At 36.6% G+C, this 26,786-nt stretch carries 31 protein-coding genes; 8 read left to right on the top strand and 23 right to left on the bottom strand.

Features of this window, described 5'->3' with window-relative positions; translation table 11 throughout:
* Positions 1-113: 113 nt before the first annotated feature.
* Positions 114-1,697, top strand: a complete 1,584-nt coding sequence (locus AC2YHV_RS22635; RefSeq protein ID WP_487374218.1) for a vanadium-dependent haloperoxidase — start codon at positions 114-116, stop codon at positions 1,695-1,697.
* 502 nt (positions 1,698-2,199) lie between these two features.
* Here the strand turns inward: AC2YHV_RS22635 and AC2YHV_RS22630 are convergent.
* Together AC2YHV_RS22630 and AC2YHV_RS22625 are read right to left on the bottom strand one after the other, a co-directional pair.
* On the bottom strand, positions 2,200-2,598 hold the full coding sequence (locus AC2YHV_RS22630) for a DUF3888 domain-containing protein (RefSeq protein ID WP_487374217.1): 399 nt from the start codon (positions 2,596-2,598) through the stop codon (positions 2,200-2,202).
* Positions 2,599-2,802: 204 nt separating this feature from the next.
* Entirely contained in the window at positions 2,803-3,189 is a 387-nt protein-coding gene (locus AC2YHV_RS22625) for a hypothetical protein (protein WP_487374216.1), read from the bottom strand.
* 149 nt (positions 3,190-3,338) lie between these two features.
* On the opposite strand from AC2YHV_RS22625, the gene AC2YHV_RS22620 reads away from it, so the two are divergent.
* On the top strand, positions 3,339-3,542 hold the full coding sequence (locus AC2YHV_RS22620; RefSeq protein ID WP_034315006.1) for an alpha/beta-type small acid-soluble spore protein: 204 nt from the start codon (positions 3,339-3,341) through the stop codon (positions 3,540-3,542).
* Between the two features lie 511 nt (positions 3,543-4,053).
* On the opposite strand, the gene AC2YHV_RS22615 is transcribed toward AC2YHV_RS22620, so the two are convergent.
* The 3 genes from AC2YHV_RS22615 to AC2YHV_RS22605 form a co-directional block, all read right to left on the bottom strand.
* Entirely contained in the window at positions 4,054-4,539 is a 486-nt protein-coding gene (locus AC2YHV_RS22615) for an HIT family protein (protein WP_400448882.1), read from the bottom strand.
* 174 nt (positions 4,540-4,713) lie between these two features.
* Positions 4,714-5,355 (bottom strand): HAD hydrolase-like protein, encoded by a 642-nt coding sequence (locus AC2YHV_RS22610; RefSeq protein ID WP_063575089.1) that lies wholly within the window; start codon positions 5,353-5,355, stop codon positions 4,714-4,716.
* A 108-nt stretch (positions 5,356-5,463) separates the two neighbouring features.
* Complete coding sequence (locus AC2YHV_RS22605) at positions 5,464-5,631, bottom strand: hypothetical protein (RefSeq protein ID WP_156500246.1); 168 nt, start codon at positions 5,629-5,631, stop codon at positions 5,464-5,466.
* A 364-nt stretch (positions 5,632-5,995) separates the two neighbouring features.
* Here AC2YHV_RS22605 and AC2YHV_RS22600 point away from each other — a divergent pair, with 364 nt between their 5' ends.
* A complete protein-coding gene (locus AC2YHV_RS22600; protein ID WP_063577605.1) occupies positions 5,996-6,451 on the top strand; it encodes a YfmQ family protein in 456 nt (151 codons plus the stop codon).
* Between the two features lie 305 nt (positions 6,452-6,756).
* On the opposite strand, the gene AC2YHV_RS22595 is transcribed toward AC2YHV_RS22600, so the two are convergent.
* From AC2YHV_RS22595 to AC2YHV_RS22560, 8 genes are all read right to left on the bottom strand, one after another.
* Positions 6,757-7,725: a hypothetical protein gene (locus AC2YHV_RS22595; protein ID WP_487374215.1), complete on the bottom strand. Its 969-nt coding sequence runs from the start codon at positions 7,723-7,725 to the stop codon at positions 6,757-6,759.
* A gap of 516 nt (positions 7,726-8,241) precedes the next feature.
* On the bottom strand, positions 8,242-8,607 hold the full coding sequence (locus AC2YHV_RS22590) for a cupin domain-containing protein (protein WP_034304537.1): 366 nt from the start codon (positions 8,605-8,607) through the stop codon (positions 8,242-8,244).
* A gap of 580 nt (positions 8,608-9,187) precedes the next feature.
* A complete protein-coding gene (locus tag AC2YHV_RS22585) occupies positions 9,188-10,321 on the bottom strand; it encodes a zinc-dependent alcohol dehydrogenase (protein WP_072273612.1) in 1,134 nt (377 codons plus the stop codon).
* A 327-nt stretch (positions 10,322-10,648) separates the two neighbouring features.
* Positions 10,649-10,861, bottom strand: coding sequence for a hypothetical protein (locus AC2YHV_RS22580; RefSeq protein ID WP_487374214.1), 213 nt, complete (start codon positions 10,859-10,861; stop codon positions 10,649-10,651).
* 253 nt (positions 10,862-11,114) lie between these two features.
* The gene (locus AC2YHV_RS22575; protein WP_283929369.1) at positions 11,115-11,378 is read right to left on the bottom strand and encodes a helix-turn-helix domain-containing protein; all 264 of its coding nucleotides are present in this window, start codon (positions 11,376-11,378) and stop codon (positions 11,115-11,117) included.
* Between the two features lie 12 nt (positions 11,379-11,390).
* Complete coding sequence (locus tag AC2YHV_RS22570) at positions 11,391-12,047, bottom strand: GPP34 family phosphoprotein (RefSeq protein WP_487374213.1); 657 nt, start codon at positions 12,045-12,047, stop codon at positions 11,391-11,393.
* Positions 12,048-12,503: 456 nt separating this feature from the next.
* Positions 12,504-12,683: a hypothetical protein gene (locus AC2YHV_RS22565; protein ID WP_063575085.1), complete on the bottom strand. Its 180-nt coding sequence runs from the start codon at positions 12,681-12,683 to the stop codon at positions 12,504-12,506.
* 274 nt (positions 12,684-12,957) lie between these two features.
* Positions 12,958-13,455, bottom strand: coding sequence for an LURP-one-related/scramblase family protein (locus AC2YHV_RS22560; RefSeq protein ID WP_413010278.1), 498 nt, complete (start codon positions 13,453-13,455; stop codon positions 12,958-12,960).
* Positions 13,456-13,530: 75 nt separating this feature from the next.
* Between AC2YHV_RS22560 and AC2YHV_RS22555 the strand changes: the two genes are divergently transcribed.
* Positions 13,531-13,932 (top strand): VanZ family protein, encoded by a 402-nt coding sequence (locus tag AC2YHV_RS22555; protein ID WP_487374234.1) that lies wholly within the window; start codon positions 13,531-13,533, stop codon positions 13,930-13,932.
* A gap of 212 nt (positions 13,933-14,144) precedes the next feature.
* On the opposite strand, the gene AC2YHV_RS22550 is transcribed toward AC2YHV_RS22555, so the two are convergent.
* Together AC2YHV_RS22550 and AC2YHV_RS22545 are read right to left on the bottom strand one after the other, a co-directional pair.
* Positions 14,145-14,582: a VOC family protein gene (locus AC2YHV_RS22550; protein ID WP_098186383.1), complete on the bottom strand. Its 438-nt coding sequence runs from the start codon at positions 14,580-14,582 to the stop codon at positions 14,145-14,147.
* Between the two features lie 293 nt (positions 14,583-14,875).
* Complete coding sequence (locus tag AC2YHV_RS22545; RefSeq protein WP_057277250.1) at positions 14,876-15,235, bottom strand: winged helix-turn-helix transcriptional regulator; 360 nt, start codon at positions 15,233-15,235, stop codon at positions 14,876-14,878.
* Between the two features lie 227 nt (positions 15,236-15,462).
* Between AC2YHV_RS22545 and AC2YHV_RS22540 the strand changes: the two genes are divergently transcribed.
* Positions 15,463-16,194, top strand: coding sequence for an NADPH-dependent F420 reductase (locus AC2YHV_RS22540; RefSeq protein ID WP_487374212.1), 732 nt, complete (start codon positions 15,463-15,465; stop codon positions 16,192-16,194).
* A 139-nt stretch (positions 16,195-16,333) separates the two neighbouring features.
* Here the strand turns inward: AC2YHV_RS22540 and AC2YHV_RS22535 are convergent, their stop codons facing one another.
* The 3 genes from AC2YHV_RS22535 to bla all read right to left on the bottom strand — a co-directional run bounded on the left by AC2YHV_RS22535 (position 16,334) and on the right by bla (position 18,479).
* Positions 16,334-16,759, bottom strand: a complete 426-nt coding sequence (locus tag AC2YHV_RS22535) for a hypothetical protein (protein ID WP_194719387.1) — start codon at positions 16,757-16,759, stop codon at positions 16,334-16,336.
* 143 nt (positions 16,760-16,902) lie between these two features.
* Positions 16,903-17,304, bottom strand: a complete 402-nt coding sequence (locus tag AC2YHV_RS22530) for a DUF6157 family protein (protein ID WP_268938172.1) — start codon at positions 17,302-17,304, stop codon at positions 16,903-16,905.
* A gap of 227 nt (positions 17,305-17,531) precedes the next feature.
* The gene (gene bla / locus AC2YHV_RS22525) at positions 17,532-18,479 is read right to left on the bottom strand and encodes a class A beta-lactamase (RefSeq protein ID WP_487374211.1); all 948 of its coding nucleotides are present in this window, start codon (positions 18,477-18,479) and stop codon (positions 17,532-17,534) included.
* A gap of 230 nt (positions 18,480-18,709) precedes the next feature.
* Between bla and AC2YHV_RS22520 the strand changes: the two genes are divergently transcribed.
* Together AC2YHV_RS22520 and blaI are read left to right on the top strand one after the other, a co-directional pair.
* Positions 18,710-20,521, top strand: coding sequence for a BlaR1 family beta-lactam sensor/signal transducer (locus AC2YHV_RS22520; protein ID WP_487374210.1), 1,812 nt, complete (start codon positions 18,710-18,712; stop codon positions 20,519-20,521).
* Complete coding sequence (blaI, locus tag AC2YHV_RS22515; RefSeq protein ID WP_034304552.1) at positions 20,502-20,882, top strand: penicillinase repressor BlaI; 381 nt, start codon at positions 20,502-20,504, stop codon at positions 20,880-20,882. Before AC2YHV_RS22520 ends, blaI begins: the two co-directional genes overlap by 20 nt.
* 114 nt (positions 20,883-20,996) lie before the next feature.
* Here the strand turns inward: blaI and AC2YHV_RS22510 are convergent, their stop codons facing one another.
* The 3 genes from AC2YHV_RS22510 to AC2YHV_RS22500 form a co-directional block, all read right to left on the bottom strand.
* Complete coding sequence (locus AC2YHV_RS22510) at positions 20,997-21,377, bottom strand: hypothetical protein (protein WP_098937195.1); 381 nt, start codon at positions 21,375-21,377, stop codon at positions 20,997-20,999.
* Complete coding sequence (locus AC2YHV_RS22505; protein ID WP_487374209.1) at positions 21,374-21,865, bottom strand: helix-turn-helix domain-containing protein; 492 nt, start codon at positions 21,863-21,865, stop codon at positions 21,374-21,376. The genes AC2YHV_RS22510 and AC2YHV_RS22505 overlap by 4 nt, the downstream gene beginning before the upstream one ends.
* Positions 21,866-22,421: 556 nt before the next feature.
* Positions 22,422-22,736 (bottom strand): hypothetical protein, encoded by a 315-nt coding sequence (locus tag AC2YHV_RS22500; RefSeq protein WP_487374208.1) that lies wholly within the window; start codon positions 22,734-22,736, stop codon positions 22,422-22,424.
* Between the two features lie 235 nt (positions 22,737-22,971).
* Between AC2YHV_RS22500 and AC2YHV_RS22495 the strand changes: the two genes are divergently transcribed.
* A complete protein-coding gene (locus AC2YHV_RS22495; protein ID WP_170956545.1) occupies positions 22,972-23,142 on the top strand; it encodes a hypothetical protein in 171 nt (56 codons plus the stop codon).
* 591 nt (positions 23,143-23,733) lie between these two features.
* Here the strand turns inward: AC2YHV_RS22495 and AC2YHV_RS22490 are convergent.
* Entirely contained in the window at positions 23,734-24,699 is a 966-nt protein-coding gene (locus tag AC2YHV_RS22490) for a carbohydrate kinase family protein (protein ID WP_487374207.1), read from the bottom strand.
* Positions 24,700-24,815: 116 nt separating this feature from the next.
* Positions 24,816-25,829 (bottom strand): glycoside hydrolase family 32 protein, encoded by a 1,014-nt coding sequence (locus AC2YHV_RS22485; protein ID WP_487374233.1) that lies wholly within the window; start codon positions 25,827-25,829, stop codon positions 24,816-24,818.
* Between the last annotated feature and the right edge of the window lie 957 nt (positions 25,830-26,786).

The raw sequence follows: 26,786 nt of genomic DNA, 5'->3' as shown, positions 1-26,786 counted from the left end.
TTTTTATTCACAAGATGATTCAAAAACCACTCCAAATCATATCCAATCTATTTGTTAGTTTGTCCAATCCTCTATTTAACTTTTGAATAAATTATCAAATGGAGGTGTTAAAAATGGATAACGAAGAAAGTATGGATGAATGTAAAATGAAAAATGACAAAATTGCTAAGGACAAAAATTCGTGTATTCTCGGTCCCTTACCTCCTGCTGAAAGACGCGAGGAGGCATTTGATATTCGTAAGGATGCTGCGAGATTCTATAAAAATCAGCCATTAGTTCACCATCCCTGTAATGGGGATGAAGATAGGTATCCAAATAAAATTGCCAGTTATACAAAAGCATTTCCGCATAATCAGTTAGGCGAGGTAAACATCCAAGCTTATAATAAATATTTAAAAGCATTGGAAACAGGAGACCCTAACGACTTTGAGAAGATTCCACTGGGTGGCGTTGTTAAACTAGTAAATACACAGGGTGCTTATGCATTCGAATTAGTCGGACCTGATAGTCACCAATTGGTTATTCCTGCACCACCAGCCTTTAGCAGTGCTGAAATAGCTGGAGAGATGGTTGAGCTTTATTGGCAAGCATTGGCACGGGATATTCCTTTCAATATATATAATCAAGACCCATTAACAAATGATGCTGCAAAAGAACTTTCCAGCCTGCCTGTTTTTCGGGGACCGAAAAAGAATGGACTAGTCACGACAGGTACCTTATTTCGAGGGAACCTTCAAGGCGACTTAACAGGGCCATATATTTCACAATTTTTATGGAAAGATGTCCCTTTTGTTTCAACCAAAATTATCCAGCGATACCGTACCACTGTTCCTGGGGACGACCATCTAACTTCTTACGACGGCTGGCTGGCTGTACAAAACGGCTCCAGTCCTCCTACCCCAAATCGTTTTGACCCCCTACCTCGCTATATTCGAAATGGCCGGGATTTGGGAGAATGGGTACACAGGGATAGTTCCATTGATGGCGGGTTAATTGCTTGTTACATTTTGCTCAGTTTTGGCAGACAAGCTTTGGATCCGTCCAATCCTTACTTTAACTCTGCAACCCAGGTTGGTTTCACTACCTTTGGACCACCGCATATCTTGGACTTTGTGACAAGAGCTTCGCGTCCGGCTCTTGAGGCAGTTTGGTTCCAAAAATGGCTGGTCCATCGCAGTCTCCGTCCGGAGGAATTCGGCGGCCGAATTCAAAATCAGAAATCGGGTGTTGATTACCCGATCAATCCGGTAGTTCTGAATTCGGAAGCACTTGCCGAAACTTTTAATAAATTCGGCACCTATTTGCTACCTCAGGCATATGCAGAAGGAGCTCCTGCGCATCCATCCTATGTTTCCGGTCATGCAGCACTTATTGGAGCAATGGTAACAATACTGAAGGCCTACTTTAATGAATCGTTTGTAATCCCCGATCCGGTTGTTGCCAGTTCCGATGGTCTTTCCCTCATACCTTACGAAGGTCCGCCGCTTACGATAGGCGGGGAACTAAATAAACTTGCATCAAATATTTCCATCGGCCGGTCGTTCGGTGGTATTCACTACCGCAACGATTATTTCGATGGAATTATGCTCGGAGAATCTATGGCCATTGGGATAATGAGGGATTACAGAAAAACCTATAACGAGTTTTTCAAAGGATTCTCTCTCACAAAATTTGATGGGACAAAGATAACAATCTGAGAAAATAAAAGACACCCTGTATCTTTAAACTTGGTGTCTTTTAGCTTTGTGTCCTTTTTGATTTAACTTCAGATTTGCCAACCAATTTTCACCTCCGCTTCACCATGAGAAAAGCTGTGAAAAAGGCTACCTTATTGAAGTAAAGCACCCGTTAGTTGAAGAGTGGGTAATAGATTATTAAAAAAACTCCTAATAAAATAAGACCAAAGATAATGATTAATCCACTTGTATCTAGTAAGACACCTAATATTACCCATAATAAATAGAGAATTTTATTTTTTGGACTTTCACCCTTATTATTATTTTTGTAGGCTTCTTTAATTAGCCACCCTAAAATGCTACAACCAACAACAACCAATATTATGCCAATAGTCATTATTTTCATAAATTTACCCTCGGTTATTAAATAATTTTTTTTATATTTTATTTAACTATTCTGCCCCGTTAGTTCCATAAGAAAAAGCGATCCTTCTTAATGAAGACCGCATTCGTTAGTTGAAGTTCAAGGATATGTTTTTATGTGCTTATAATTTATTAACTCACCCCTTGTATCTACAACAACCTCATCTATTCCATAACTATTATGAGCATCATAATAAGGGTGGACTTTTAGAGTTATCTCATATCCTGCACCAACTCCGTACAGTTGCTTAATTTTGATTATTTCTGTGTCATACGAAGCCCAAGTAAGATTACTTGGTGCATCTTTATCATTTTTATATATTTCAGCAATTGCTTTATCTACTGGTTGTCTAAGACTATTTATAAGTGCATATTTAAGTGTTTCACATAGTTCCGTATCAGCTTCATTTATTGTTTTTGAATAAACTGGCTTATTAGAGCTTATTAAGAATATTGCTATCAAAAGCATTACTGTGAAATTTTTCATTTCATCACCCATTTTAGTTTCCTAAGAACTGTTAAGTTTTATTCAATTATTTCCCCCAGATAGTGAATAAAGAAAAAGCTGCCTTATAGACAGCTCCGATCTGCAGCTAACGCATCTGTTGTTCAACAAGAAAATCAAATCACAAAAATCGATAGTAACTATCTAATAATTCTTCGCTTCCGTTTTCTGCTTCTTTCTCATCCATTTCCTTATCTTCTAGCCATGGATTATCTCATGAGCCATGCTGCTTAAAATTGCCCATAAAGCATCATTTTTTCCTCTTTCTGAAACTAATTCTTCATAATCACCTGTTTCAATTCTTATGTATGGTTCAACAGTTTTATCATAAGGTGCAAAAAAAGTAGCACTTGCCAGTTCTCTTGTATCTCTCGTTTTAAGTTGATAATCCGTTTTTAGATATACAACAACCCTTATAAGAAATTCCATATATGTACGCAACCAAACCGCAAAGCTTAAGCACGTCCGTCTTACTGATGGATTTACATCCTTTTCACATTTGACTCTTAACCCTGAGCGAAGATATTGCAAATCATTTGTTTTCATAATCGCTTCTGAAACCCTTCCGCGACCCGGTGACTTCAATGTTTTCCTCTCCTCTCTCTTCTAAATCCACAGATGGTATTAATTTCAATTAATCATTGCCTTAATTTATTTTGAAATCTATGTATATAACTCTTAACAATATCAAAACCTATAACCAGCAACACATTATATTCATAGGAGCTGACAACATGGCTAGAAATAACAACAATAATCAATTAGTAGTTAATGGTGCAGAGCAAGCTCTAGAACAAATGAAATACGAAATCGCTAGTGAATTCGGTGTTACACTTGGCGCTGATACAACATCTCGTGCAAACGGATCTGTTGGTGGAGAAATTACAAAACGTCTAGTGCAAATGGCTGAACAACAATTAGGCGGAAGAACTCGTTAATCGAAATCATATGTATTGTTAGGGATAGTGATTGGACTATCCCTATTTATAATTCTCCAAGTAGCCATTTACAAAAATATTAATGTCTATGTGTAGTTTTAAATCAAGATTGACCAAAATCCCCTCTTGAATGTAAAAATATTGAATAAATGAATTCTTTCCTTAGATACAATTTTTATAAAATAGTTTGATTATTTTTAGTAATCCTTAATGAACTACCAAAGTTCTCACGATAATCACCAATTCACATTTGTGTCGATGACTATATTATCATGAGATGCCTGGAACTAAATTGCCGTGGTCATACCCCTTATTCAATATGTTTTAGAAAGTCTTCAATCGTTTGTAACAACTTTTCAGGGTACCCCCCATTGATAGCATGAGAGGCGTCTTCAAATAACACCATATTACTGTATGGATTCAATCCTGCCCCGATAGTGCCATAAGAAAAAGAGCTGCCAAAGCAACTCTCTTATCGATGTAAAGCAACTGTTAGTGGGACAAGGAAGGATTAAGTGTATAGTTCTTTTTTTAAAGCCTTAATTCCATCAAGTACACTTTTTACATTTTCATCAGTATTCAATTTGTTTCTTGCATGGAGCAAAACTGGTCTAACAGATTCCACAGAACGTCCAAAATCGTACATCCATTCATATCGAGGAACCATCCAAGTATGAAAATGGTGGGTAGTATCTTCATTATAAAAGTAATAAACATGTTCTATCCCTAATACTTCCCTTTGAGCTTTTCTAATCTTAGATAATAAGTTTATGTAATCAACCTTTTCTAAGTCATTTAGCTCGTCAAAGCACTTAATATGGCGTTTAGATGCTAAAATTACTAAACCTTTAATGGGATATGCAACGTCTTGGTGAGCATGAAAATATTCAGTTTCGATTATTACACCACCATCCGGTTCTATTTCCCCACTTGTTAAAGCACAACTTAAACATTCGACTTCAACTGTTTTTCCATTAGACAAAGTAATTCCCCTCATAATTCCCTCCAATATATAAAATTATCTCTCTTAAAAAGATAAAAATAAACAAACCCTTGTTGAGCTATCCTGCCCCCGTTAGTTCATTAAAGGTAGTTTTTCACTTGAATATGAAAGTATGATAATACTAAGAATCGTATTTCAAAAGGCCGCCAATTGGCGGCCATTTAGAATTTAAACTAACTCTAAGATTTCTTTGAAGTTATTCACTACAAAATCTGCTTGTTTTAATTCATCTTCTTGAGCAAAGTCAAAGTTCACACCAACTGCAATAAGTTCATTATCCTTAGCAGCAGATATATCCGAAGACCGGTCTCCGACAACGTAACCTTTTCCAATTTGATTTTTATTTTTCACCATTTGCACTAAATCTGATTTATTCCCAGATTTAATTAGTTGGATACTATATGTATCTTGAATAAACCTATCCAAATTATAAGTTTCTACAATTGTTTGTAAATATTCTATCTGACCATTGCTGGCAATAAATAAGGGATACTTTTTACTTAACTCATTTAATGTGCTCTCCACACCAGCATATAATGCACCTTTTTGTGCTTGGATTAGTTCTATAAGCTTTTTATGAAAAATCTCATTGCTCTTTACTCGTATTTCCAGTGAGTGGTTTGGGCAAAGTGTTTCCCATACAACCGGTAGTGGCACACCCATAATTCCCCTATATTGTTCAATCGGTGTTTTTTTATCCCATAAATTTTCTTTTCGTAGTACTTCAAATGTTGCTTCTAGGGCAGGTTCTAAAATTAAATTTGTTTGGAATAAGGTTCCATCCATATCAAAAATGATTGCTTTACTCATTGAAAATTCCCCCTCAAATTATCTCTCATTAAAACATTTTTAAAAATGCTGCCTTAAAGAGTTCTGACCTTCAGCTAACGTCACCTGTTAGTTCATTAAAGCTAGTTTTTATTTGTGATTTTTTAATTTTTGAACCTCTTCTTCTAGTTTTTCGATTTTTTGTTGAAGTTCTTTCTTAGGTTCTAAAATTCTTCGACCTAATATAACGAGGAATCCGGTAATAGCAATAACTCCCCCAGCTGAAGCTATAAACAAAATCAAGGCAATGTCAAACATAAAAACAACTCCTATTTTATTTTCTATACTGCAGGTAAGCCACTTAATCACTATAACCAGGTTAATTTTACCATTAAAAACCCATTCGTTCTTAAACGATCGTGCCCCGTTAGTGCCATAAGAAAAAAGGCTGCCGCAGCAACCCTTGTAATAAGGCACCCGTTATGAATACACTAATCTTCCCTTTTCAATATGAAAGGAGCTGCGGAAGCAACCCCCTGTCCGTTAGTTTATACCGCACGCCCCAAAAGGAAAACGTTGCGAGAATGGACATATTTTCGAAAGAAAAAATGGCCATTCTTTTGGTAATATAGAGGCAGCTACTTATCATGAGGCATTTATAACATACGGAGATGATGAAAAAATGACAGGACCCGTTTTGATTTTGACCATTATTATGACGATATTTAAACTAGTTGTTACCTGCCTTCCAACCGATGTCGTCAATTGGCTTTTGAATAAATTTAAGATGCATCCAACACTTAGTGACGAGAATACCGTGATCACGATGGACGGAAAACGATTGGAAGGGGAAGAGAAGAACCAAGTGATTCAGGATGTTAACCACGCGATGATTTTGAAGAAAAATCATATATTTCCCGGAAACGATTCCTTGTTTTTACATCCAGAGAGCGGTGTTAAGCCATTGGTCATCGATACGAAAAAAGGCAAAAAGGATATTCGGTTATTGGTGTTCGTGTACGGTGACCATGTGGATGTCGTAAAACAGGACAAGAAGAAGCTCGTGGCATATAGCATGCGTTCCGAAAGCCTCCAAGACCGTTCGATGATGAAGGGAATGGATGTAAAAGAAGCATAAAAGGAAGAAAAATGAAAACCACACCATGATGTGTGGTTTTTTGATTGGGAATTATTTATTTTCTGACACGACTTCTTCTTCACTTATGAGGATGCCTTCATTTTTTGGCTCGCTCACCTAGATCGCGGTCTCATCAGTGACCATTTTCTAGTACGACGTGCACTTTAGCTGAACAAGGGAATTTTTTTTCTTGATTTTAATGTATGATACTGTAAAGAATCGTACATTTAAAAGGCCCTAAAATTGGGGGCCTTTTCATTTAATTTATTTTCTTTTTATAAATATATAATTCAATATTAGGAACGTTAATTACTTCTAAAACTACGCATTGCTCTCCGGCGGTCGTGCAGTACCATCAGGATGATTATTCCCATCATCACTCCCAAGACGCTACCTAACTCGGTGGTTAGTACATATGCAAGCGGGTTCTCTAGAGCAGGTTGTGCATCGGGGCGAGTGGCGGCCAAGCGGTTAAAGAGGTTATAAGAGAACAGCATTCCCGACGAGATCCATGCTGCTGCCATAGGAGGGAGGAACCGCTTCGACCCGCGGCGAGTGGTCAATACCAACAAACCCCACGCCCCCGCGAAGGCCCACACACCGGTACTCAACGACAATAGGTGCCACCATAAATCGCGGTTATCCAACATGGCTGGGTTGATGCCAATAGTTCCGCCAAATGCCCAGAATAGCTTAATAAATCCAAGCAGGATACAGCCAGCCGCGACAAGCCTAGCCAAGGTGATATGCAGTTTCTGGCTGTTGCCCGGGAGTAATTCAATGTCGATTGGATCAGCAAATGCCTCTGGCCAACGCGCTTTAGCGTATCCAGCTAAGGCGAAAGGTAGGCAGATGCCGACTCCAACCAGTGAGGCCATTACGAAGATCTGCTCATATACCCAAACGTTAGCAGCACCTGCCTTCTGATCGCGTATCATAGCAGCAGGACCAAGCACAGGTGCCAGCAACAGCATGGGAATAAGTAAACCAGTACCTACCCAGACGGGCAAGGCAACCAACCAGGCGGGCAGTCGCTCACCCCATGTCATGCTAAACGCCAATGCTAACAAGATACCAACTGCAGCTAGAACCATTGTTACTGCGTTTGCAGTGCGCCAACTTGGGTCGCCCATTTGTTCGGTCGGCATGAAGAAACCGAACGTCCAGGCTATTTTGATTAACAGATAAGGCATTACCGCTATAGCGGCACCATAACCCCAAAATCTACGCTTCTTCATCAAATGTGAAATTGGCTGCTTTTTCATTTCTGTCATGAGGTCACCTCGGCAGCCAGACCAGTGAGTTCGTAAATCTCTACCTCTACAATGAACAGAGCGCTCCCAATTAAACTCTCATGTTTATTTCTATTTATAACTATAAATAAACACCCCTTAAGAATTATCATTTAAACTGTTTTAGTTTTAATGAATCATAGGACTTTTCTCGAAGATAATCATTTCCCCCATTTCGCTCACCATCAATACCCTAAAAACTGCTCTGCTCGCTTTAACTTTAACATAATATTCCAATTAGAAATCCCTTATTCTAAAAAAAATTGACACAAGAAGACTGTCTTCATTGACGACCTTCTTGTGTTAATTCTTCTTGAACTATCCTGCCTCGATAGTTCAAGAAAAAAAGCTGACTTAAAGATAGCTCCGATCTTCTGCTAACGCACCCGTTAGTTCATTAAGAAAAGCGATTCTTATTAAAGAATCGCTCCCGTTGCAGAAAATATGTAACTTCCTTTTATATGTTGATCCAAAGATAGTAACAGGAAAATTATCGGTTTAAATCCATATATTATTTTCAGCAGTTAGTTTAAAATTAGTTTCACCAGTGTTGACTACACCTTTAGGCTCTACCAGCATTATATGGCATTCCTTTTCAGCATAAGGCTTATGCTCCACACCTTTTGGTATCACATACATTTCTCCTTTGGAAAGTTTAACCTCTCCATCGCGGAATGCGATGGACATCTCGCCGTCTATCACGATGAATGCCTCATCGGTGTCTTTATGATCGTGCCATACAAAATCCCCCAGAATCTTAACTAACTTAAACTGATAGTCATTCATTTCACCAATGACTTTGGGCGACCAGTGTTCACTGAATTTGGACAGTTTCTCGCTAAGATTAATAGCATTATAATTGATATAAATCCCCCCAGAACTATTCTTACCTTTATTTTACAACTCCCATAGATTAATTACTATTTTGATTAAGACCTCAAAAGTTTCTGCTGATTTTCCACAAAATGGTCCAATTGTTGAACAAAGACCAAACACTACTCTTGAATCAACCTGCCCCGTTAATGCCTTAAGAAAAAGAGTTGCAGCAGCAACCTCTGTATTTGCCCCTAGTTAATGATTGATATACTTAATGATGAATGATTCCTGCCAATGTCAAAGATGGGACTCAGACTTCCACTTTTCGCCTATCCATAAAAAAATTTTACAAAAAAAGACTTCCATACACAGTATGAAGTCTTTTTGGAAGGCTCTTTTCGTAAAGATTGATGTTTTTAAAACGAAACTATTTAAGGTTGATTGGAGCGGAAGTGCGAGACTCCTGCGGGAGCAGCGGGACAGGTGAGACCCCACAGGCGTTTACGTCGAGGAGGCTCACCGCCCGCACCAAGGAAAGCGAGCATCTGGAGGGGAAATCAACCACAACTCACTACCTGGCAAATAGCAACAAAGTATGTGAATACAGCCTTTTGGAAAGAGAAGAGTATTACGGTTTTAAAACGACTTTTATACATTCATCCTCACGATTATTAAAAATTCGATAACCATGACTCGCTTCTTCAAGGGACATTTTGTGTGTGATAATTTCTCTTGGGTCAAATTCGTTATTTGTTATTTTTTTAAACAATTCAGGCATAAAATGAATGACTGGAGCCTGTCCCATTCTAAGATTAATATTTCTAACCCAAAATGCACCTAATGGAAATAGATTATAGTTACCTCCGTAAACACCAGTCATTTGCACTGTCCCATACTTTCGGACGGCTTTAGTAGAAATTTGAATAGGCCCAAGGGTTCCGCCCTGCAGTTTGAATTTTTGTTCCAGAAACTCTAGGGGTGATTTCTTTCCATCCATACCAACACAATCGATGACGACATCTGCCCCACCATGTGTGATCTCTTTTAAATGTTCCCCCATATCAGGGTATTTTGTGAACTCAAATACCTCAACATTGTTCATCTTTTTCGCATGATTGATTCGGTAATCCAAGTAATCAACTGCTATTACACGCTTTGCACCTTCCATCCAGGCAAATTTTTGTACCATCAGCCCAACAGGTCCGCATCCAAGAACAATAACTGTATCGCCTGATTTTACACCTGCATTTTTTACACTCCAATAAGCTGTTGGCAGAACATCCGATAAAAAGAGCAGTGACTCATCCTCCAATTCGCATGACTCGGGGATAACAAAGGGAGTGAAGTTTCCAAAAGGGACTTTTAAATATTCAGCCTGACCACCTGGATGGTTACCGAACTTCTCAGTATAACCAAAGTATCCGCCAGAATCATAATGAGGGTTTGAGTTATCGCATTGGCTTTCCATTTCATGTTGGCAATAAAAGCAATGTCCGCATGAAACATTAAAGGGAACGACAACACGGTCTCCCTTTTTTACTTTTGTCACTTCAGGTCCAACTTCTTCTACAATCCCCATTGGTTCGTGGCCAATAATATATCCTGGGGGCAATGGCATGTTACCTTGATATAAATGCAAATCAGATCCGCAAATAGCAGTAGAAGTAATCTTAACTATAATATCGTCTTTTTTTTCTAATTTTGCATCCTCTACTTGGTTAACCTGTACATGATTTGGTCCTTGATAAGTTACAGCCTTCATAAATGCAGGGCCCCCCTAAATTCTAATACTGTTAACACTCTTAACTATGGTCAACAAAGAAAGTAAATAATATACTTATTCACTCTTAGCGTAATTGTTTTATGTAAGTTAAAGGAGTCGCACCTTTTTGACTACGAAGTAATGGTGCTAGCCTTCGAATTAGTTATTGTAAGTGTATATAGCGTGAATTAATTCGGGGAAATAATTACTAGTAACTGACCATTCCATAACCCTTACTGAACTGAACTAAACTGACCTGCCCCCATAGTTCAACAAGAGAAATGAACAAAAAAAGAACCCCTTTGCAATAAAGAAGTCCTTATTTATTCATTCAATTTCAGTTGCAAATTGAAACAATTCCGGGTGATCTGCCATGTCTTGCATCGCTTTTTCTCTTTGTTTTTTGGCTGTTTCAATGTCATCTTCAACTAATGTGTCATTTCCGGGTAAAAGAATAACTTCTTCATCTACTGGTACTGGCGCATTTGCTAAATCAGATTGGAAAGAAAAAAGACCTATGAAAGTTACTCCAAATAACATAAGGATTTTCTTAAATTTAATCTACCTCCTTAGGATATGTTTAATTATACCATTTCCTGGCCCTCTTATGGTGCTAACATCACCTGTCAGTTCATTAAGGGTAGCACCAGCAAAACGCTAAGTAGATGTGTAAAAAATAACCGGTTTTCACCACGGTAAAGGTGTAACCGGTACTTATTATTACTATTATGGGTTGTTCAACTGAGTAACCCTTTTTTTTGATCTAATCGATACTCAAAAAAGTAATACTTTGTTAACTTTGTTTCTCTATTTTATCTCTAATTTCCGCAATGGTTAAACCAGATTTCTTTAAACTTTTAATAGTCTCGACTCTTTCCACTGCTGCTTCTCGAGGGTAACGACGTGTTAAGTTTTCATCTAATTGTTCAAATGGAATTAAATCAGCTTCGGTATAATATTTTAATGTACTGTATCTCAAATCAGTTATTCGAGCCAGTTCACCGATAGATATATACTCAGATTTCAAAATATCTTCTAATGAACGTCTCCTTGACACTTAAATCCCCCCTTATGAACCTGCCGAAGCAGAAGCAATGATCGTAGTAATTGTGTGTGATAACGCATCAATCATTGCAAAGATTTCTTTGTTAGCCGTATCATTGCGAAGCATAGATAATTTGTCATTAAGGTCTTCTTCCTCGAATTTACTGAAATAGTTCTTCAACATACGACTGCCTATTAACAAACTTGAAAGAACAACTGTATCGGTTGAAACAGGTCCCTCTTCTAATAATTCTGCACGAATTTGTTCTACAATTAGTTTTTTTGCACCTTCACTGGGTATAAAGTGGTTGGATCGTCCTAATAGGCCAGCATTTGTTTTGGAGACCAAATCCAACTCCACTAAAGAATCACCGACCGCGTTGAACAATTCCTTGAATACATTTCGTTTAGTGACCATTCCCCTTGCTAATTTTTTCAGGGATATTGGATTATCTTCGGAAATCATATTATAGATTGAACCCAAATACTCTTTATTACTTGGTAAATCTTGTTTTACCATCACTTGATTCTCCGAAAACGAAACAATATCTTCTGCTGTAAGTTCTAAAATGCCACTTGCAACCATAAAAGCACGAACCCTCATACTACCGATAGTAGCAACACTGCCTTTATCATTTAGTGCTAATAATAAATATTTTTGCGAAATTTCCATATCCTTCATAAAGAACACCTCTCATTAGTTTTAGTCCCATTCAATAATGTGACTTACTGTTATCACTTATCACTTACCACTTATTACTTATCACTTACTACTTATGATTTAAACTATGCATTTTATTTCTTTTTGTGTCAAGTAAATTTAACATTTGGGAGCAAAAACTAAAATCATTTTTTACGATTTTTGAGACAGCCCCTTCTTTATTGATCATTAGAAAATCAGAAAGAAATGTATTTTAAATTTTAATGATCCCTGAGACCGAAAATAAAAAAATTATGAACTGATACACAAATTACTCCATAATTTTCAGGCTTAGTGATTATTTGAATAATTAAATCCCCATTCTCATTTATATCCTCAACTTACCCGCCCCTTTACTTGCATAAGAAAAAGGCTGCCGCAGCAACCCTTGTTATTGAACTAACGCACCGGTTAGGTTTAAATCAATTTATTTTTACTCTATCTATCTTCATTATTACTTCTCTCATTATTTTGAAGATAAATCTTTTTTAGAGTTGAATTTATATTATTCAATGCAATTAGAATAACCCCCAACATTACAAAGGTTACTATTTCCCCAGTAAACGTAGATACTATTCCTAAAATTACAGCATAAAGAATGAATAACCAATTACTCATTTATTCAATATCCTCCCTAATCTACATAGATAACAAATCTTACCTCAAAATTTTAATTTTCATTATGCTACTAACCTGCCACTTTGGCTGCATAATGAAAGAGCTGCCTTAAAGACAGCTCCGATCTTCAGCCTGTTAGTTCTATAAGAAAAGCAACTTAGTCAAGAATCGGGCCCGATTACTGAAGAACGAATATAAAACCTTGATACCCTATGCCTTGTCATTTTTTTATGATACGGTTCACCGAATCGAATCGAGCCGTGTTTTTTCCACTTTAATTCGATGCCGTTGAGGAAGCAGCGGCTTGATCAGCCTTCACACAATCAATTGCAACAACGAGTGCAATAATGATGGTTTCCATCTCTTCATCTATTATTTGAACCTTGTAGCTATCGCCCCAAGTGAACCACTCCTTGCCCACTTTACCTACGATTTTACCATGCTGTAAAACTTTAAATTCCATATCCCACCAATTTCCATGTACTTCAATGCCTGCTGCATCAATTGTATATCGTGCTTTTAAGAAGGAAAATTCCTTCTTTATTGTTAATACCTCTCGACCATTCACCTCGACCAAAAACTTTGGTAAAAAGCTGAACACCTTTTTCGTAATGAGTGCTATCTCATCTCTTGCTGTATTCATAATGGAGAAAGTCTTTGGAACTTGCATAAAACTTCCCTCCACGTAATATATATCCTTCTCCTGCTGATCCTTTACTGTAAATTTCCCGCTAAGACTGAATACCTTCTGCTTTATATAAAGCTGCCTCATATTATGCCTCCCAAACTTAAGTCTTTTACTTTACTTACGTTTGAAATGGACATCGGTTCCAATAATAAGCATTAAATCCCAAATAATAACTCCACTCAAAACCCTTCTTTTTGGTTCACTTTTGTAGCACTCTACAATGTACTTGCATTTATCCCATTTGGAATTTATATCAGTATGCTGAAACCAAATTGGTCTTTCTTGAAAAGGATTACAGTAATAGTAGGAGTTAGTTTGTTATTTGAAGGATTGCAATTCATCTTTGCTATAGGAGCTAGTGATATAACTGACTTTATGGGAAATACATTAGGTGGAATTATGGGAGTTGGAGTTTATATTGTTTTTTGTAAGCTGTTCAGTACAAAAGCAAATAAAATCCTTAATGTTTTAGCTTCAATCGGAACGATATGCATTGTTGCATTATTGCTGTTATTAATATATCTCAGGATTAGTGGTGTTATTATTTATAAAGTTTCCTAAGTAAACGGAGAATTGCTGTTCATGAAAATTAACAGAGGGTAAACATCAATGACTTTTATACAGCAGGTTCTTTATTTATAAAACAAGAATGACAAATATCACAAGCCGCCTATTTTAAGGGTGGTTTGTGATATCCAGTAAACAAAGTAATGTATATCCCCTACATTTCCAGTTCAAGGGTTTAAGCCCAACAACCATTAATTACCCCTAATTTATTTGATTTTCTCCGCCAACTCTAAAATAATTCCCTCTGGTCCACGACAGTAGCATAACTTATAACTATCTTCATATTGTTGTATCTCACTAAAGATTTCCGTACCTTTCTTTTTCAATTTGGCAACAAGAGCTTCAATATCTTCAACAGCAAATGCAATATGCCGGATGCCCAGGGTATTTGCAAAAGGTTGCTGACTATCTTTTTCATCTGACGGCGTATAAAATTTAATTAGTTCTATCCATGCCTGACCATCTGGCTTCCCCAAGCCTACACATGCTACTTTAACGTCATTAAGCCCACTCATCCGATCCATCAAATCTCCTTCCATTTCCCATTCCCCTTGCACTTCAAGTCCAAAATCGAGAAAAAACTCTTTAGCAGCAGAGAGATCATTTACGATTACACCTACATGATCTATTCTGTGGATCTTCATATTTCATACCTCCTTTGTTCCTGTTATTTTGCAATATCCTGTATTCTTACATTCTAATTCTCGAAAAAAAGAAAATATCCTTCTTGTTGAAGAAAGGCAAAGAGCACTCTTCAATATCCTGCCCCGTTAGTGCCATAAGAAAAAGAGCTTCTGATCAGCTCTTGATTACTTTTAGTCAAATTTTTTTGGTAAAAGAAAAAGCTGCGTTAGAACGTTTTCCCTCCCGCAACTTTTACTTTATACCATTTCGTTTTTTTAAATTCTGGGGTTAACGATGGATGTGTTAGCTTTGGTTAGTCTACCTGCTCCCCAAACTTCTTTCCGAATTCTTCCATTAAATCAATAATAGGAATGAGTTCTTCCCCTTTTGAGGATAATGAATACTCAACACGAGGAGGAACCTCTGGATAAATTTTGCGATTAACTAAACCAGCTGTTTCTAGTTCTCGAAGTTGCTTTGTAAGAGAACCTTGTGAAATATCCCCTAAAAAAGCTTTGATTTCACTATAACGGCGCTCTTTGGACTTTATAAACCAAAGAATGAGATATTTCCAACGTCCAGATAGTATGTTTTGGGTATAGGCAATGCCATATACTTCTCTCTGTTCCTTTATACACTTTTTGTCAAATCCATCCTTACATATTCTAGACATCTATTCACCTGCTTTCTACTTTTAGGTACAAAAAAATGTACTATGGCAATTTTTATTGCCTTCTTCAAAGAAATGAGAATTGGTTATATTCTAGTATATGTAATAAAAACACTCAATATTTTTAATATCGAATAGATAAAGTGGTGATATTGATTCAGATAAAAATATCATTGTTAACTTTAAGCAGAACAACTCTTTGATATACAAATTCTTTAGGAGGAGAAATGATGAAATTTGGAATTATAGGTGCTGGAACAATCGGGTCGATTATTTCTAAAAAATTGGTTAAGAATGGACATGATGTAAAAATTGCAGATGCACGAGGAATTGAACATTTAGAAGGAAAAGAGCTTGCTGGAACACCTGTCCTTATAGAAGATGTAATGACCAATATTGAAGTTCTTATAATATCTCTCCCTTTAACAGCACTGCCAAGCATTCGGAACATTATCGAGCAAGTTGGGGAGGAAGTAATCGTCGTAGATACTTCAAATTATTACCCTGGCAGAGACCAAAAAATTGCAGAAATTGAGAACGGGATGGTTGAAAGTGATTGGGTTTCCAATCAATTAGGTAAACCTATCATCAAAGCTTTCAACAACTTGTTAGCCCATACTTTAGAAAATGAGGGAACCCCCGAAGGTACTAGCGGACGCATTGCCATGGCGATTGCTGGTAATGACGTATCACAAAAACAAATAATCATGGACGTAGTAAACCAGCTAGGCTTCGACACAGTGGATAGTGGTTCTTTAAGTGATTCGTGGAGACAGCAGCCAGGAACTCCTGCATACTGCACAGAACTAACAAAAGAAGAACTAACAAAAGCATTGGAAAAAGCAAATAAAGAAAAAGCCCCATTCCTGCGGGATAAGGTAATAGAGAAGTTATCAGCTTCTAGCTTCCCCCTCGCAAATAAAGATATCGTGAATATGAACAGAGAAATATATAATTCATAAAACAAAAAGGTGCACTCAGTTTAAAGTGTACCTTTTTGTATATTGCCACCAAACAATCCACAAAAGCCTTTCCAGTCCGATCTCGATTTTTTTCATGATAAAAAGCTACCCATTAAGAGTGGGTAGCTAGTATTACATGTTATTTGAAAACAATTTGCAGTTTTCCAGATACTCTTCCAGAAGAGTATCCATCTTTCACATCTACATAAAATTTACCGATTCTCATATCTGTGAATAAGGTCTTTCCGCCAGCTAAGCTATGATAGCCTGTGCACTTTCCAGTACTGGCATTGCAGAGACGGGACCATATGTTACTATAATTAGTCAACAACTTACTTCCAGAAGAAGTCTTTAAATAGATTGGGGAAACCAGTTCTACCTGTAAGTCACTACCTCTGTTAGGATTTCCAATTTCACCATCCCATTTTCCATCTTCTGTTTGAAAAGAATACTGAGGAACACTTGCTTGTGCAGAAGAATTGCCTAATACCATTCCACCTACCAGAACTAACACAAACATACTTAAGATTGAAAATAAGTTTTTTATGTTATTTCCTCCTCCCATTTTATCCCTTTTATAATATCAGAATAAACTGATTATTAAAATGATTAAAAATGACTATACCTTCTTAGCTTCAAGCATGTTTTAAGTTTCGTCATCTTCATCGCTTTACAGTTCCAGTCACTTCGTTTTGAACGATCCTGCATCTATTTTCTTTTGGAGCGCATGCCTTTAAGTTTTGTAATGTCCTCTTGCTTAAGCAACTGGTTATACATTTCACTGTTAACATCATATATCGCAATTTTCCCTTGGTTATTATAATGAATTCCCCAACCATAATTTTTCACTAAAGGAGAAGCCCTGAAGCACGCCTTGGATTTTGAAAAGAACTGTTCTCGAAGTTCAGCTGCATTTTCGGCTTCCATTTGATTTTTGATTAAATATGTTTTGAATTGGACGTCTTCTTGTGTAAATTTATAGGGGTTATTGTTAATCAAATCATGCTCAATATAAGCAATGGTCGGTTTTTCGTTTCTGATGACAGGGACCTTTGCTGAAGAAACCTTTGAATCCTCTGAAATGGTAATAAGTGTGTTCTTATAACTCATATAACAACCTCCTTAGTCTACATACCATATCATACCATTATTTCCCTCCTCCATCCTGCCCCTTTGGCTCTATAAAAAAGCGTCGCTTCGTTATGTCTTCATAGCAATACAGATGATGAAAGGCTTACGTTAATGGGCGTTAAAGAAGGGTCACCATAACACTCATTATAGGAATTAATCCACCAAAAAAGGCTACTTAACGTAACCTTTTTTAGCACAATCATTTTCTATTTACCTTTGACTTTAAGGGCCTTAATTACTTCTTCTGTCGCCTCAGCAATAAGCTCGTCGTTATAATCAGCCTCTTTTTCATCACGACTTGAAAGTACAGCAAGAACAATAGGATCTCCTTTTGATGGCCAAATGATCGCAATGTCATTTCGCGTACCATATGATCCTGCACCAGTCTTATCAGCCACTGCCCAACCTTTCGGCACTCCAGCACGAATTAACGCATCTCCAGTAGTATTTCTCTTCATCCAATCTATTAAAAGTTCACGTTTCTCAGTTGGAAGTGCATCTCCCAATGTAAAAGCCTGAAGACTAGTAGCAAGTGCTATCGGTGTACTCGTATCATGCGTTTCACCAGGATTAACTACATTTAAATCTGGCTCGATTCGCTCAGGCTTGGTAACATTATCTCCAATTCCCTCCAGTGCTTTTTTAAATCCAGCCGGTCCCTCCAGTTGTTCAAGGATAAGGTTTCCAGCAGTATTGTCACTGTATCGAAGTGAAGCATCAGCAAGCTCCTTAAGAGTCATCCCCGTATCAACATGCTTTTCGGTAATCGGATTATAATTAACAAGATCCTCACTTGTATAGGTAATTCTTTGATTAAGGTCTTCTATTGATTTCTGGTGTAAAAGTGCCCCTACAGCCAGAGCCTTATGAGTAGATGTAAACGCAAATCGTTCGTTCTCATGAAATTCCACGGTTTTTTTCGTTCCTGTATCAATGGCATAGACCCCAAGCTTTGCATCATATTCCTTCTCAAGTTGTTCAAATTTCTTGATTGTGGCTTCTTTTGCCGTATTATTTTCCGATGTTTGGTTAGTTCCCCCGGTTTGTTCTGTTTCCGACTGTTGTACAACCTGTTTTTCCTCATCTGAGCAGCCTGCAACCATAAGCACCAAGCCTATTGGTGCCAGTATTTGATAAAACCATCTTTTGTTCATCATGTAAACCTCCTAATTATTTGATTAGACTCTTATGTACGAATTGAAAAAACAACCTCATGCAAGGAGTTTTAACAGATTACGTTTGTAGTCCGATTACATCTGTAGTATAGTATTACATATGTAATCAAAGAAAGTCAATTCTTTATTTTTTTACCATCAAGCCACTATAAATTTGCTATAAACCTGTTTTATAAATTTAAAAGTCAAGAGAGGTGGTATTGAAGGACATGTTTTTAACCTACTTTATAATAGGTCTATTGGTGTCTTCATTTTCCGTTACTGTTATCCTCCTTATACGAAAATGGTTTGGAAGACAATTAACTGCAAAATGGCACTATCATTTGTGGATGTTTCTTTTTATGGCTTTAGCACTTCCTTTCATACCTACTGATTTATATAATTTTAGTTCTCTCTTTAGCAGCGGGGACATAAATCAAATTAATGCACCCAGCTCTAATATGGAAAAAACCGGGACCGATATGATGCAGGGCCTGCACCTCATACAAGACTTTTCTGTATCGGTCAATCGGCCGGACCTGTCCTTACTTAATAGGGGAGTGATGGGTTTATGGTTGTCAGGGATGCTTTTATTTACCTTTACTATGGTTCGTGGATGGCTCACAATCAGAAGGATTAAGAATGATTCTTCTCCGTTTTCCAATCAAGAAGTCCTCGTGCTTTTCGAAGAATGCAAGAAAAGACTGCAGATAAGAAAACCAATAGAGATTGTTATTTCGAATAGAGTCCAATCTCCAATGATATTCGGGCTTTTTCAAACATATATCGTCTTACCTTCTCAGCATGAAAACTGGCTTAGCTTGAAAAATTACGAGTACATCTTTCTTCATGAACTGAATCACTATAAAAACAAGGATTTGCTGACAAATTACGTGATATTGTTCTATCAAATCATTTATTGGTTTAATCCCCTCGTTTGGCTTGCTTTTAGAGAAATGAGATTGGATCGGGAAATCGCATGTGATACATCTGTTTTACAGGTACTGGATGATCATTCCATTAGTGAATATGGAAATACTATCATTAATTTTTTGGATCTTTCAAAACGGTCAAGTAATCTACAGTTGGTGACACAATTAAACGGTTCGAAGCTTCAAATCAAAAAACGAATTGAACAAATTTCTGCCTATAAGCATTCCGCAAAAAAATCATTAAGAAAAAGCGTCTTCATTTATGTGTTGGCCAGTATCATTTTGATAATCCAATTACCTTTCGTTTCCGCATTTGCGACGGAAAACGACCGATACTATTTTAAAAATGACGGAGTAGTTCATGAGGATTTACAGCAATTCTTTAAAGGGTATGATGGAAGCTTTGTTTTATATGATCATAACGCACAGCAATATCGCATTTTTAATGAAGAGAAAAGCACTTTGCGGGTATCACCTGATTCCACATATAAAATCTATAGTGCCTTATTTGCTCTAGAATCAAATGTGATATCACCCGAAGAATCCAAACTTTCATGGGATGGGACGGAGCAACCCTATGAAGCTTGGAATATGGATCAGGATGTTTCATCTGCTTTACAAAAATCTGTAAACTGGTATTTCCAAGAATTAGATCGTCGAACAGGATTTGAAACAATTCAATCCAATCTACAAGAGATAAACTATGGGAATTCCGATGTATCTGGGGAACTTAGTGAATTCTGGAACGAATCCTCATTAAAAATTTCTCCAGTCGAACAAGTCCAGCTGCTGCAAGCCTTTTATAACAATCAATTTGGATATAAGGAAAGGCATATCCAAGCCGTGAAGGAAGCACTGCTCATAGAAAAGAATGAAGAAGCTCGCCTATCAGGAAAAACAGGCACAGGAGCAGTGAATGGAAAAAACATCAATGGTTGGTTTATCGGGTATGTAGAGACGAAGAACAACACTTATTTCTTTGCTACCAATATACAAAATGAAGATGATTCATCCGGAAGCAAAGCGGGAGAAATCACTTTATCAATTTTAAAAGATTTAGGAATCTATAATGAAAATGAAGGGGAGAAATATGGAGAAAAACATTCCTAGTATATCAGAATCAGAATGGGAAATCATGAACGTACTTTGGGATAAAGCCCCTCAAACAGCGAATGACATCATACTTTCCTTACAGGAAAGTACCGATTGGAAACCGAAAACCATACGGACCCTTCTCGATCGATTGGTTCAAAAAGATGTAGTAGGTGTCAATAAAGATCAAAGAGTTTACACCTTTTACCCGCTCTATTCACAGGAAGAGTGCCAGCGTGCCGAGACCGAATCATTTATCAAACGTATCTATGGAGGGACCATGAAATCCATGCTTGTCCAATTCATTCACGAAGATACCCTATCTGATGATGATATCAATGAACTGCGCACTATTTTAAATAAAAAACCTAAAAAGTAATTCTATTAAAAAAGTCGATTTGGAAATTAAACACCTATAAGAATAAAGAAAGCCTGCGATCCTTGTTATGTAAGGAAGGGGGCTTTCTTTTATTTCAGTTATTTTGACTTTTCTCTATTTTTCAAATGGAACTCGGGGATCTTCGTCTTTATATCGAGAATAGGTCGTGCCTGCGCTTTCCATTTCTGAGCATTGTTCATTACTGCAAGCAAACAGATAAGTTTGTATGTCAGTACGGACACTTACTCCAAAATAGTAGGGGAACTTTCCACCTTTATTTTTATCCATGTTTGCATCAATAGCGATAATATTCTCTTTTTCTGCTAACTTTTTATACTCTTTACTCTCAACTGTTTTCAGCACCATTTCACTTAAAATGACCTGTTCACTTTCGGACGGTTCATAAGCATGTTCAAAAATAAACCATCTGCCAAATAAAAACAAATTAAACCCTATACTGATTATCAATATTGTTATTAAAATCTTATTCTTCATATATCCATTCCTGTACCTCTGTCTATCTCGATAGTCCCCGCCTCCTGTAATTCATTTAAACGACTTAAACTCTCTTCTTTATTAAAAGAACTATGCCAACGATAATCATATTGATCCAATATACGGTAATGGTTACTAATCAAATTTTGTTGCAAACGAAAATCCTCTCTATACTCGATCTCTTTCCACCATATCTTACCGCCCATTGTTTTTTCTTTAGGCGTACCACCATTTTTGCTAGCAATTAACTGAACAAAATCTACTGGATTGTCACCTATTGATGATATCAACAATTCGCTATGATTAAACAAAGCACAAAATGCAACAACGGTGGTCCAATTGGCTTCTGTTCTTCTTTTTTCAATTTGAACTAGTGTTTTTTTTGAAATCCCTAGAATTTCAGACATCTTATCTTGAGAAAAACCTTGTTCAGTTCGGACAAGTTTCATTTTTTCTGATATTAAATGGATGAACTCTTCTTTTTCCATATATACTAAACACTCCTTTTTAGTGTAATTTTACACTAAAAGTGTTATTTTTCAACAAGAAATACCCTTTTTGAATAAAAAGCAACTTTAAAACACAAATAAAAAAGCAAGAAATAACCTTGCTCTAAATAAGTTTGAAATGAAAATGTTTCTTAATTAAGGCTTGTTGAACTAACCTGCACCTATAGTGCCATAAGAAAAAGCTGCCTTAAAGACAGCTCCGATCTTCAGCTAACGCACCCGTTACTTGAATTAGAAATTTAATTAGCTTTTCTTGGTCCTCTTTAAAAATAAATAACCTAAAACACCTAAAATTAATGCTATACCTCCGAAAACAATAACTTGAAATATAATATCCCCTATAAACATAACCTGTTCCTCCTGTTTCTAAAAACCATTTTCCTATATCTGTATACGAGATTTTTCCTAAAAAAGTTTCAACGGATAGTTTGATTCTAAAAGTCTTAAACTAAACTGCACCTTTAGTTCCATAAGAAGAAGAGCTCCAAAAGCAACACCATTATTGAAGTAAAACACATGATACTTTAAGAATTTATTAGGCACTAATAATACTGTTTTTATTTTTTAAGTAAATAAACAAATTAAATATGCTTAACCCTAAAATTATAAGAAATAAATATGAGGAAATAACGTCTCCTGCTAAATTTAATTCATCAGCTATGTACCCCATAATAATAAGATTAATACCAGAAACAATTATTGAAATTATCGAAGTAATACTAACTGTGAATCCATTAACTAGGTTACTTCGTTTCTTTTGAACCAATAAAATAATAGAAATTACAATTAAACTAATTATAAAAGTAATAAAAACTAATCTTAAAAAATCGTATATTTCCAACCCCTCCATAGTCACCCTCCCAATTATCCTTTTACTACTTATTTTACCACAAAAAACCATTACTCTTATTAAACTATCCTGCCCCTTTAGTTGCATAAGGGGTACTTTTTTTAACTAATTTGAGTACGATAAGTGTAATGATTGTACATTCAAAAGATAAATAAAATAAAATACAAATTTATACCTAAATGTATATATATGTTAAAATTAAAGTGATTTATATTGGATAAGGGGGAATGCATTTATGAGTAATAAAGAAGTGGAAAAACATAAAATAAAAAAAACTTCCCTAGATAGAGCAGGTCTAAGAGCTTTTATGGGAAATCCTGAGGACTTCGAACTTTCTTTTTACGGTATCTTTATGGCTTGTATCCCAATCATCATATTAGGAGTTGTAGTTTGGTACAATTGGTAACTAACCAACTTCTACCTATTATTGTTTGTTAACTTTAAACTCCATGTACTTCCACTCTTTATCCTACTAGTAATTCAATCAAACTCCACCCTTTTTCGAGGGTATTTTTTTTTAGAAGCAACCTTAATAAAAATGAATAAATAGAAAGGGCATATTTTGAAAACGATTAATCAAAACATGCCCTTATACTATTTAATTAGATTATTCTTTTATAAAAAAGATTAATCATTTTGGTATTCCTTAATGAACTAAAGCACTGTTAGTTGAAGTACATTCCTTCACAATCTTTGTAAATTGAAGGAAATATCACTCCATTTAAATTAACCTTTTATTATCTAACAATTCCTCCTCATCACATTTTATATTGATGAATTTAATTAAAGACGCAGTTACATACTTACCTTTTCGGTAAATGAATACTGTTTTGACTTTTCCGTATAGATTCGGTATTGAATGTTGTCTAATGATTCCGTCTTGTATATGCTTTGTAATCACATGAGCATCAGTTCCTCTTCGGATTCCTCTAAAAATCGCGATGCACCTAGACCTCCTACCGCGATTTTTACACAATCCGAAATAATACGATGTAGACTAAATCTTATATATATCTTCTTCGTTTGGTAGCGAAGAAATCGCTCCTACCTTTGTACACACGACGGCACCTACTTTATTTGCAAAAAGAATGATCTCTTTAAGTTTACTAAAATCACTAAGAATTGTGTCATAGGACTCAAGGTTTGCAAATTGAAATAAAGCAGCACCGACAAATGCATCACCAGCACCAGTTGAGTCAATTGAATTTACTTCGACACTGTTTATTACACTCATTCCACTTCCATTTGAAAGAAGAGTGCCTTCCCATCCAAGGGTAACAGCCACTATTTTTGCCCCTAAATGATGGAGCATTGCTATTCCATCATATTTATCCATTTTTCCTGTGATTAGTTCAAGCTCTACTTCGCTTACTTTTACAAAGTCAGCCATTGATATACCCTTTCTGGCTAAACTAATAAATTCAGCCACTCTATTTTTCCATAAATCATGTCGGAAGTTAGGGTCAAACGATAGGAAGATTCCCCTATTTCGTGCAAATTCCATTGCCTTTAAATAAGTTGTTTTAAAAGGGTTTTCCAGAAATGCAGTTGCAGATCCAAAGTGAATGATCTTTGCACCACTTAATCTATCTAGGTATAAGTTATCCTCTGTTAAATTTCGATCCGCTCCTCTATTGAATACAAAATCCCTTTCACCATTTGCTTGTAAAGAAACAAATGCTAAAGTAGTTGGTGCCAAATCATCAGTAACAATCATCGATGTATCAACCCCCACCTCTTTTATCGTTTCTATTAAAAATAATCCAAATGGGTCATTTCCTACTTTTCCAATAAGACTTGCTTCCCCACCTAGCCTTGAAATAGCAGCTGCGACATTCGCTGGTGCACCCCCGGCTTTCTTTAGAAAATGATTACCTTCCATTAAATTAACATCAATATCTGTACAATAAAAATCGATCAAAATCTCCCCAACGCATATGACTGCGCGGTTTGTTTTATTCATTTACATTACATCTCCATTCTTGTGATTTAGGTAAAATGAAAGGCTATCGATCATTTTCGACAGCCTTCATAAACTCTCACTATCAACCCATCTTTAATAGGATTGAAATGTAGTCTTTATCTTTTCCATATACTCTTTAAAGGGTATATTTTCAAAGACTTTAATGTAACTTCTCCACCCTTGCTATAAATTTGTAATCCTTTACTTGATGGATCCGGGAAAATTTGATCAGAAATAACCGTCTCACCTTTGTTTCCAAACACTTCTACAGCAGATCGGTCAATGAAAATATGCATTTTCACAGTCCCATTTATTGCATGTAACGGTCCGTCATGCTTACCGGCCACATTGTTCCCATAATCAAAGCTTCCTGAATTTGAACGGTCTACGAATAATTGTTTGGTGGCAACATCATAGCCAATAGTCGTATATTCAGTTGCTCCTTTACGAACTTGAAAGCCGAATTCAGTTGCTTTTATATCATCTACATCAAACTCAGCTATCATTTCAAATGTATCTTCTGATAGTTTGGATAGGAGATTACTTTCACCAGATATGACTTTATTTTTATATGAAATTTTTTCACTCTTATCTCGAATGGTTTTTAAAGAAACTGGTGTTTGTTTTAAACGTAAACCTTCATCTGTCTGAGTTAGCTCCATCTTTCTAGGCAATGTCGTTGAACTTCTCCAAGTCGAAGTTGGTGTATGATTTGCATATAGCCAATTACTCATCCAGCCAATCCAATATTTTTCGCCATTCTTCCCTTCAATTCCGCTCCAATCAACTGCGGCATAATAATCTGCACCGTAGTCAGTCCATAACACTTGATTGGAAGGGTTTTCATTTTTAAACGTTTTCCCGTCAAAGGTACCTACAAAATATTGCATACCTGACCCGCCTGCAGGAGCGCCATCATTAATGCTTACCTGTAGTACCCATTTTGTTTTTGAAGGGTCGCCATCAATTGGTAATTCGATGAGAGTAGGACATTCCCAAATCCCTCCGTTACTACCATGAGTAGAAGGTATCCACTCTCCAGAAACAGCAGACCAGTCTGTAAGGATGCCGCTTTCTTTCGAATCGCCTTTCTCAGGCTCTTTGGCAACTTGGTCTACTTCATTTGGCATGGCCCCTTCATTATAAACATTAACATCATCCATGTTTATATGACCCCAACCACCTGTAGCTTTGTCTACAGCTTTAATATATAACACTTCTCCAATGTATTTAGAAGCATCCCAGACGTATTTTTGATATTTTTCTTCTTTAAATTTGGTATTGGCTTGTCGAATTAATTCTTGATCATCAGAGGCTCTCACTAACGAAACATAGCGGTTGTTGATATCATTACCACCGCCCAACAGAAAGTTGATTTCTCCAGAGCCACCTAGTTTAAAATATGAGGAGTGCAGTTCACCTGTTGCGTCATCTCCCTTTTGAAGATCAGTAAACCCCCATAGGTGGTAGTTTCCTTGGTGGCCGAAATCCCCTCCCCAGTAAGATGGTACATTTGTCACATGATCTTTTGTGAAAGCATTACCTTCGATTGTACTCCACCCAGTTAGATCACCTGTCTCAAAGTCATGATTAGTAACTTCCTTCTCATTTGTCATGATGTTCTTACCAACTTGAACATCTTGGAATAACGTGGATGAATTCCAAACATTTAAGCCAAAATGTCCTGACGAAAAAGTTGAATCATTTACATCATGAATGAGATTACCATCTAAAGAAATTTTAATATTTTTTCCATGAGTGCTTGCTTTTAAATGGTACCTTTTATCTGTATCTAGATTTATTGTTTTTTCAGCTAGAATGGATATGTCTCCATTTTCGATTTTCATGATTTTTATTGTATCGTTTAAAGCATCGATATTCGCCATATAACCGTTTGTTGCATGAGGATCTGCACGAAAAACGAGCGAGCCGGCTCCATTGCCGCCTTTTTCCCCAGATATCTCAATGTTTGCTTCATAAAAAAAGTTATCCCCTGTTTGACCACTCATTACAAAAGCATCCTCCGTAGAGGTTCCACTTTTTCCATCCATCGTGTTCTCCCAGCTGCCGTTTACATTTGTCCATTT

Source organism: Peribacillus sp. SRI_006, assembly GCF_057586375.1.
This window is presented reverse-complemented; position numbering and strand designations above follow the sequence as displayed.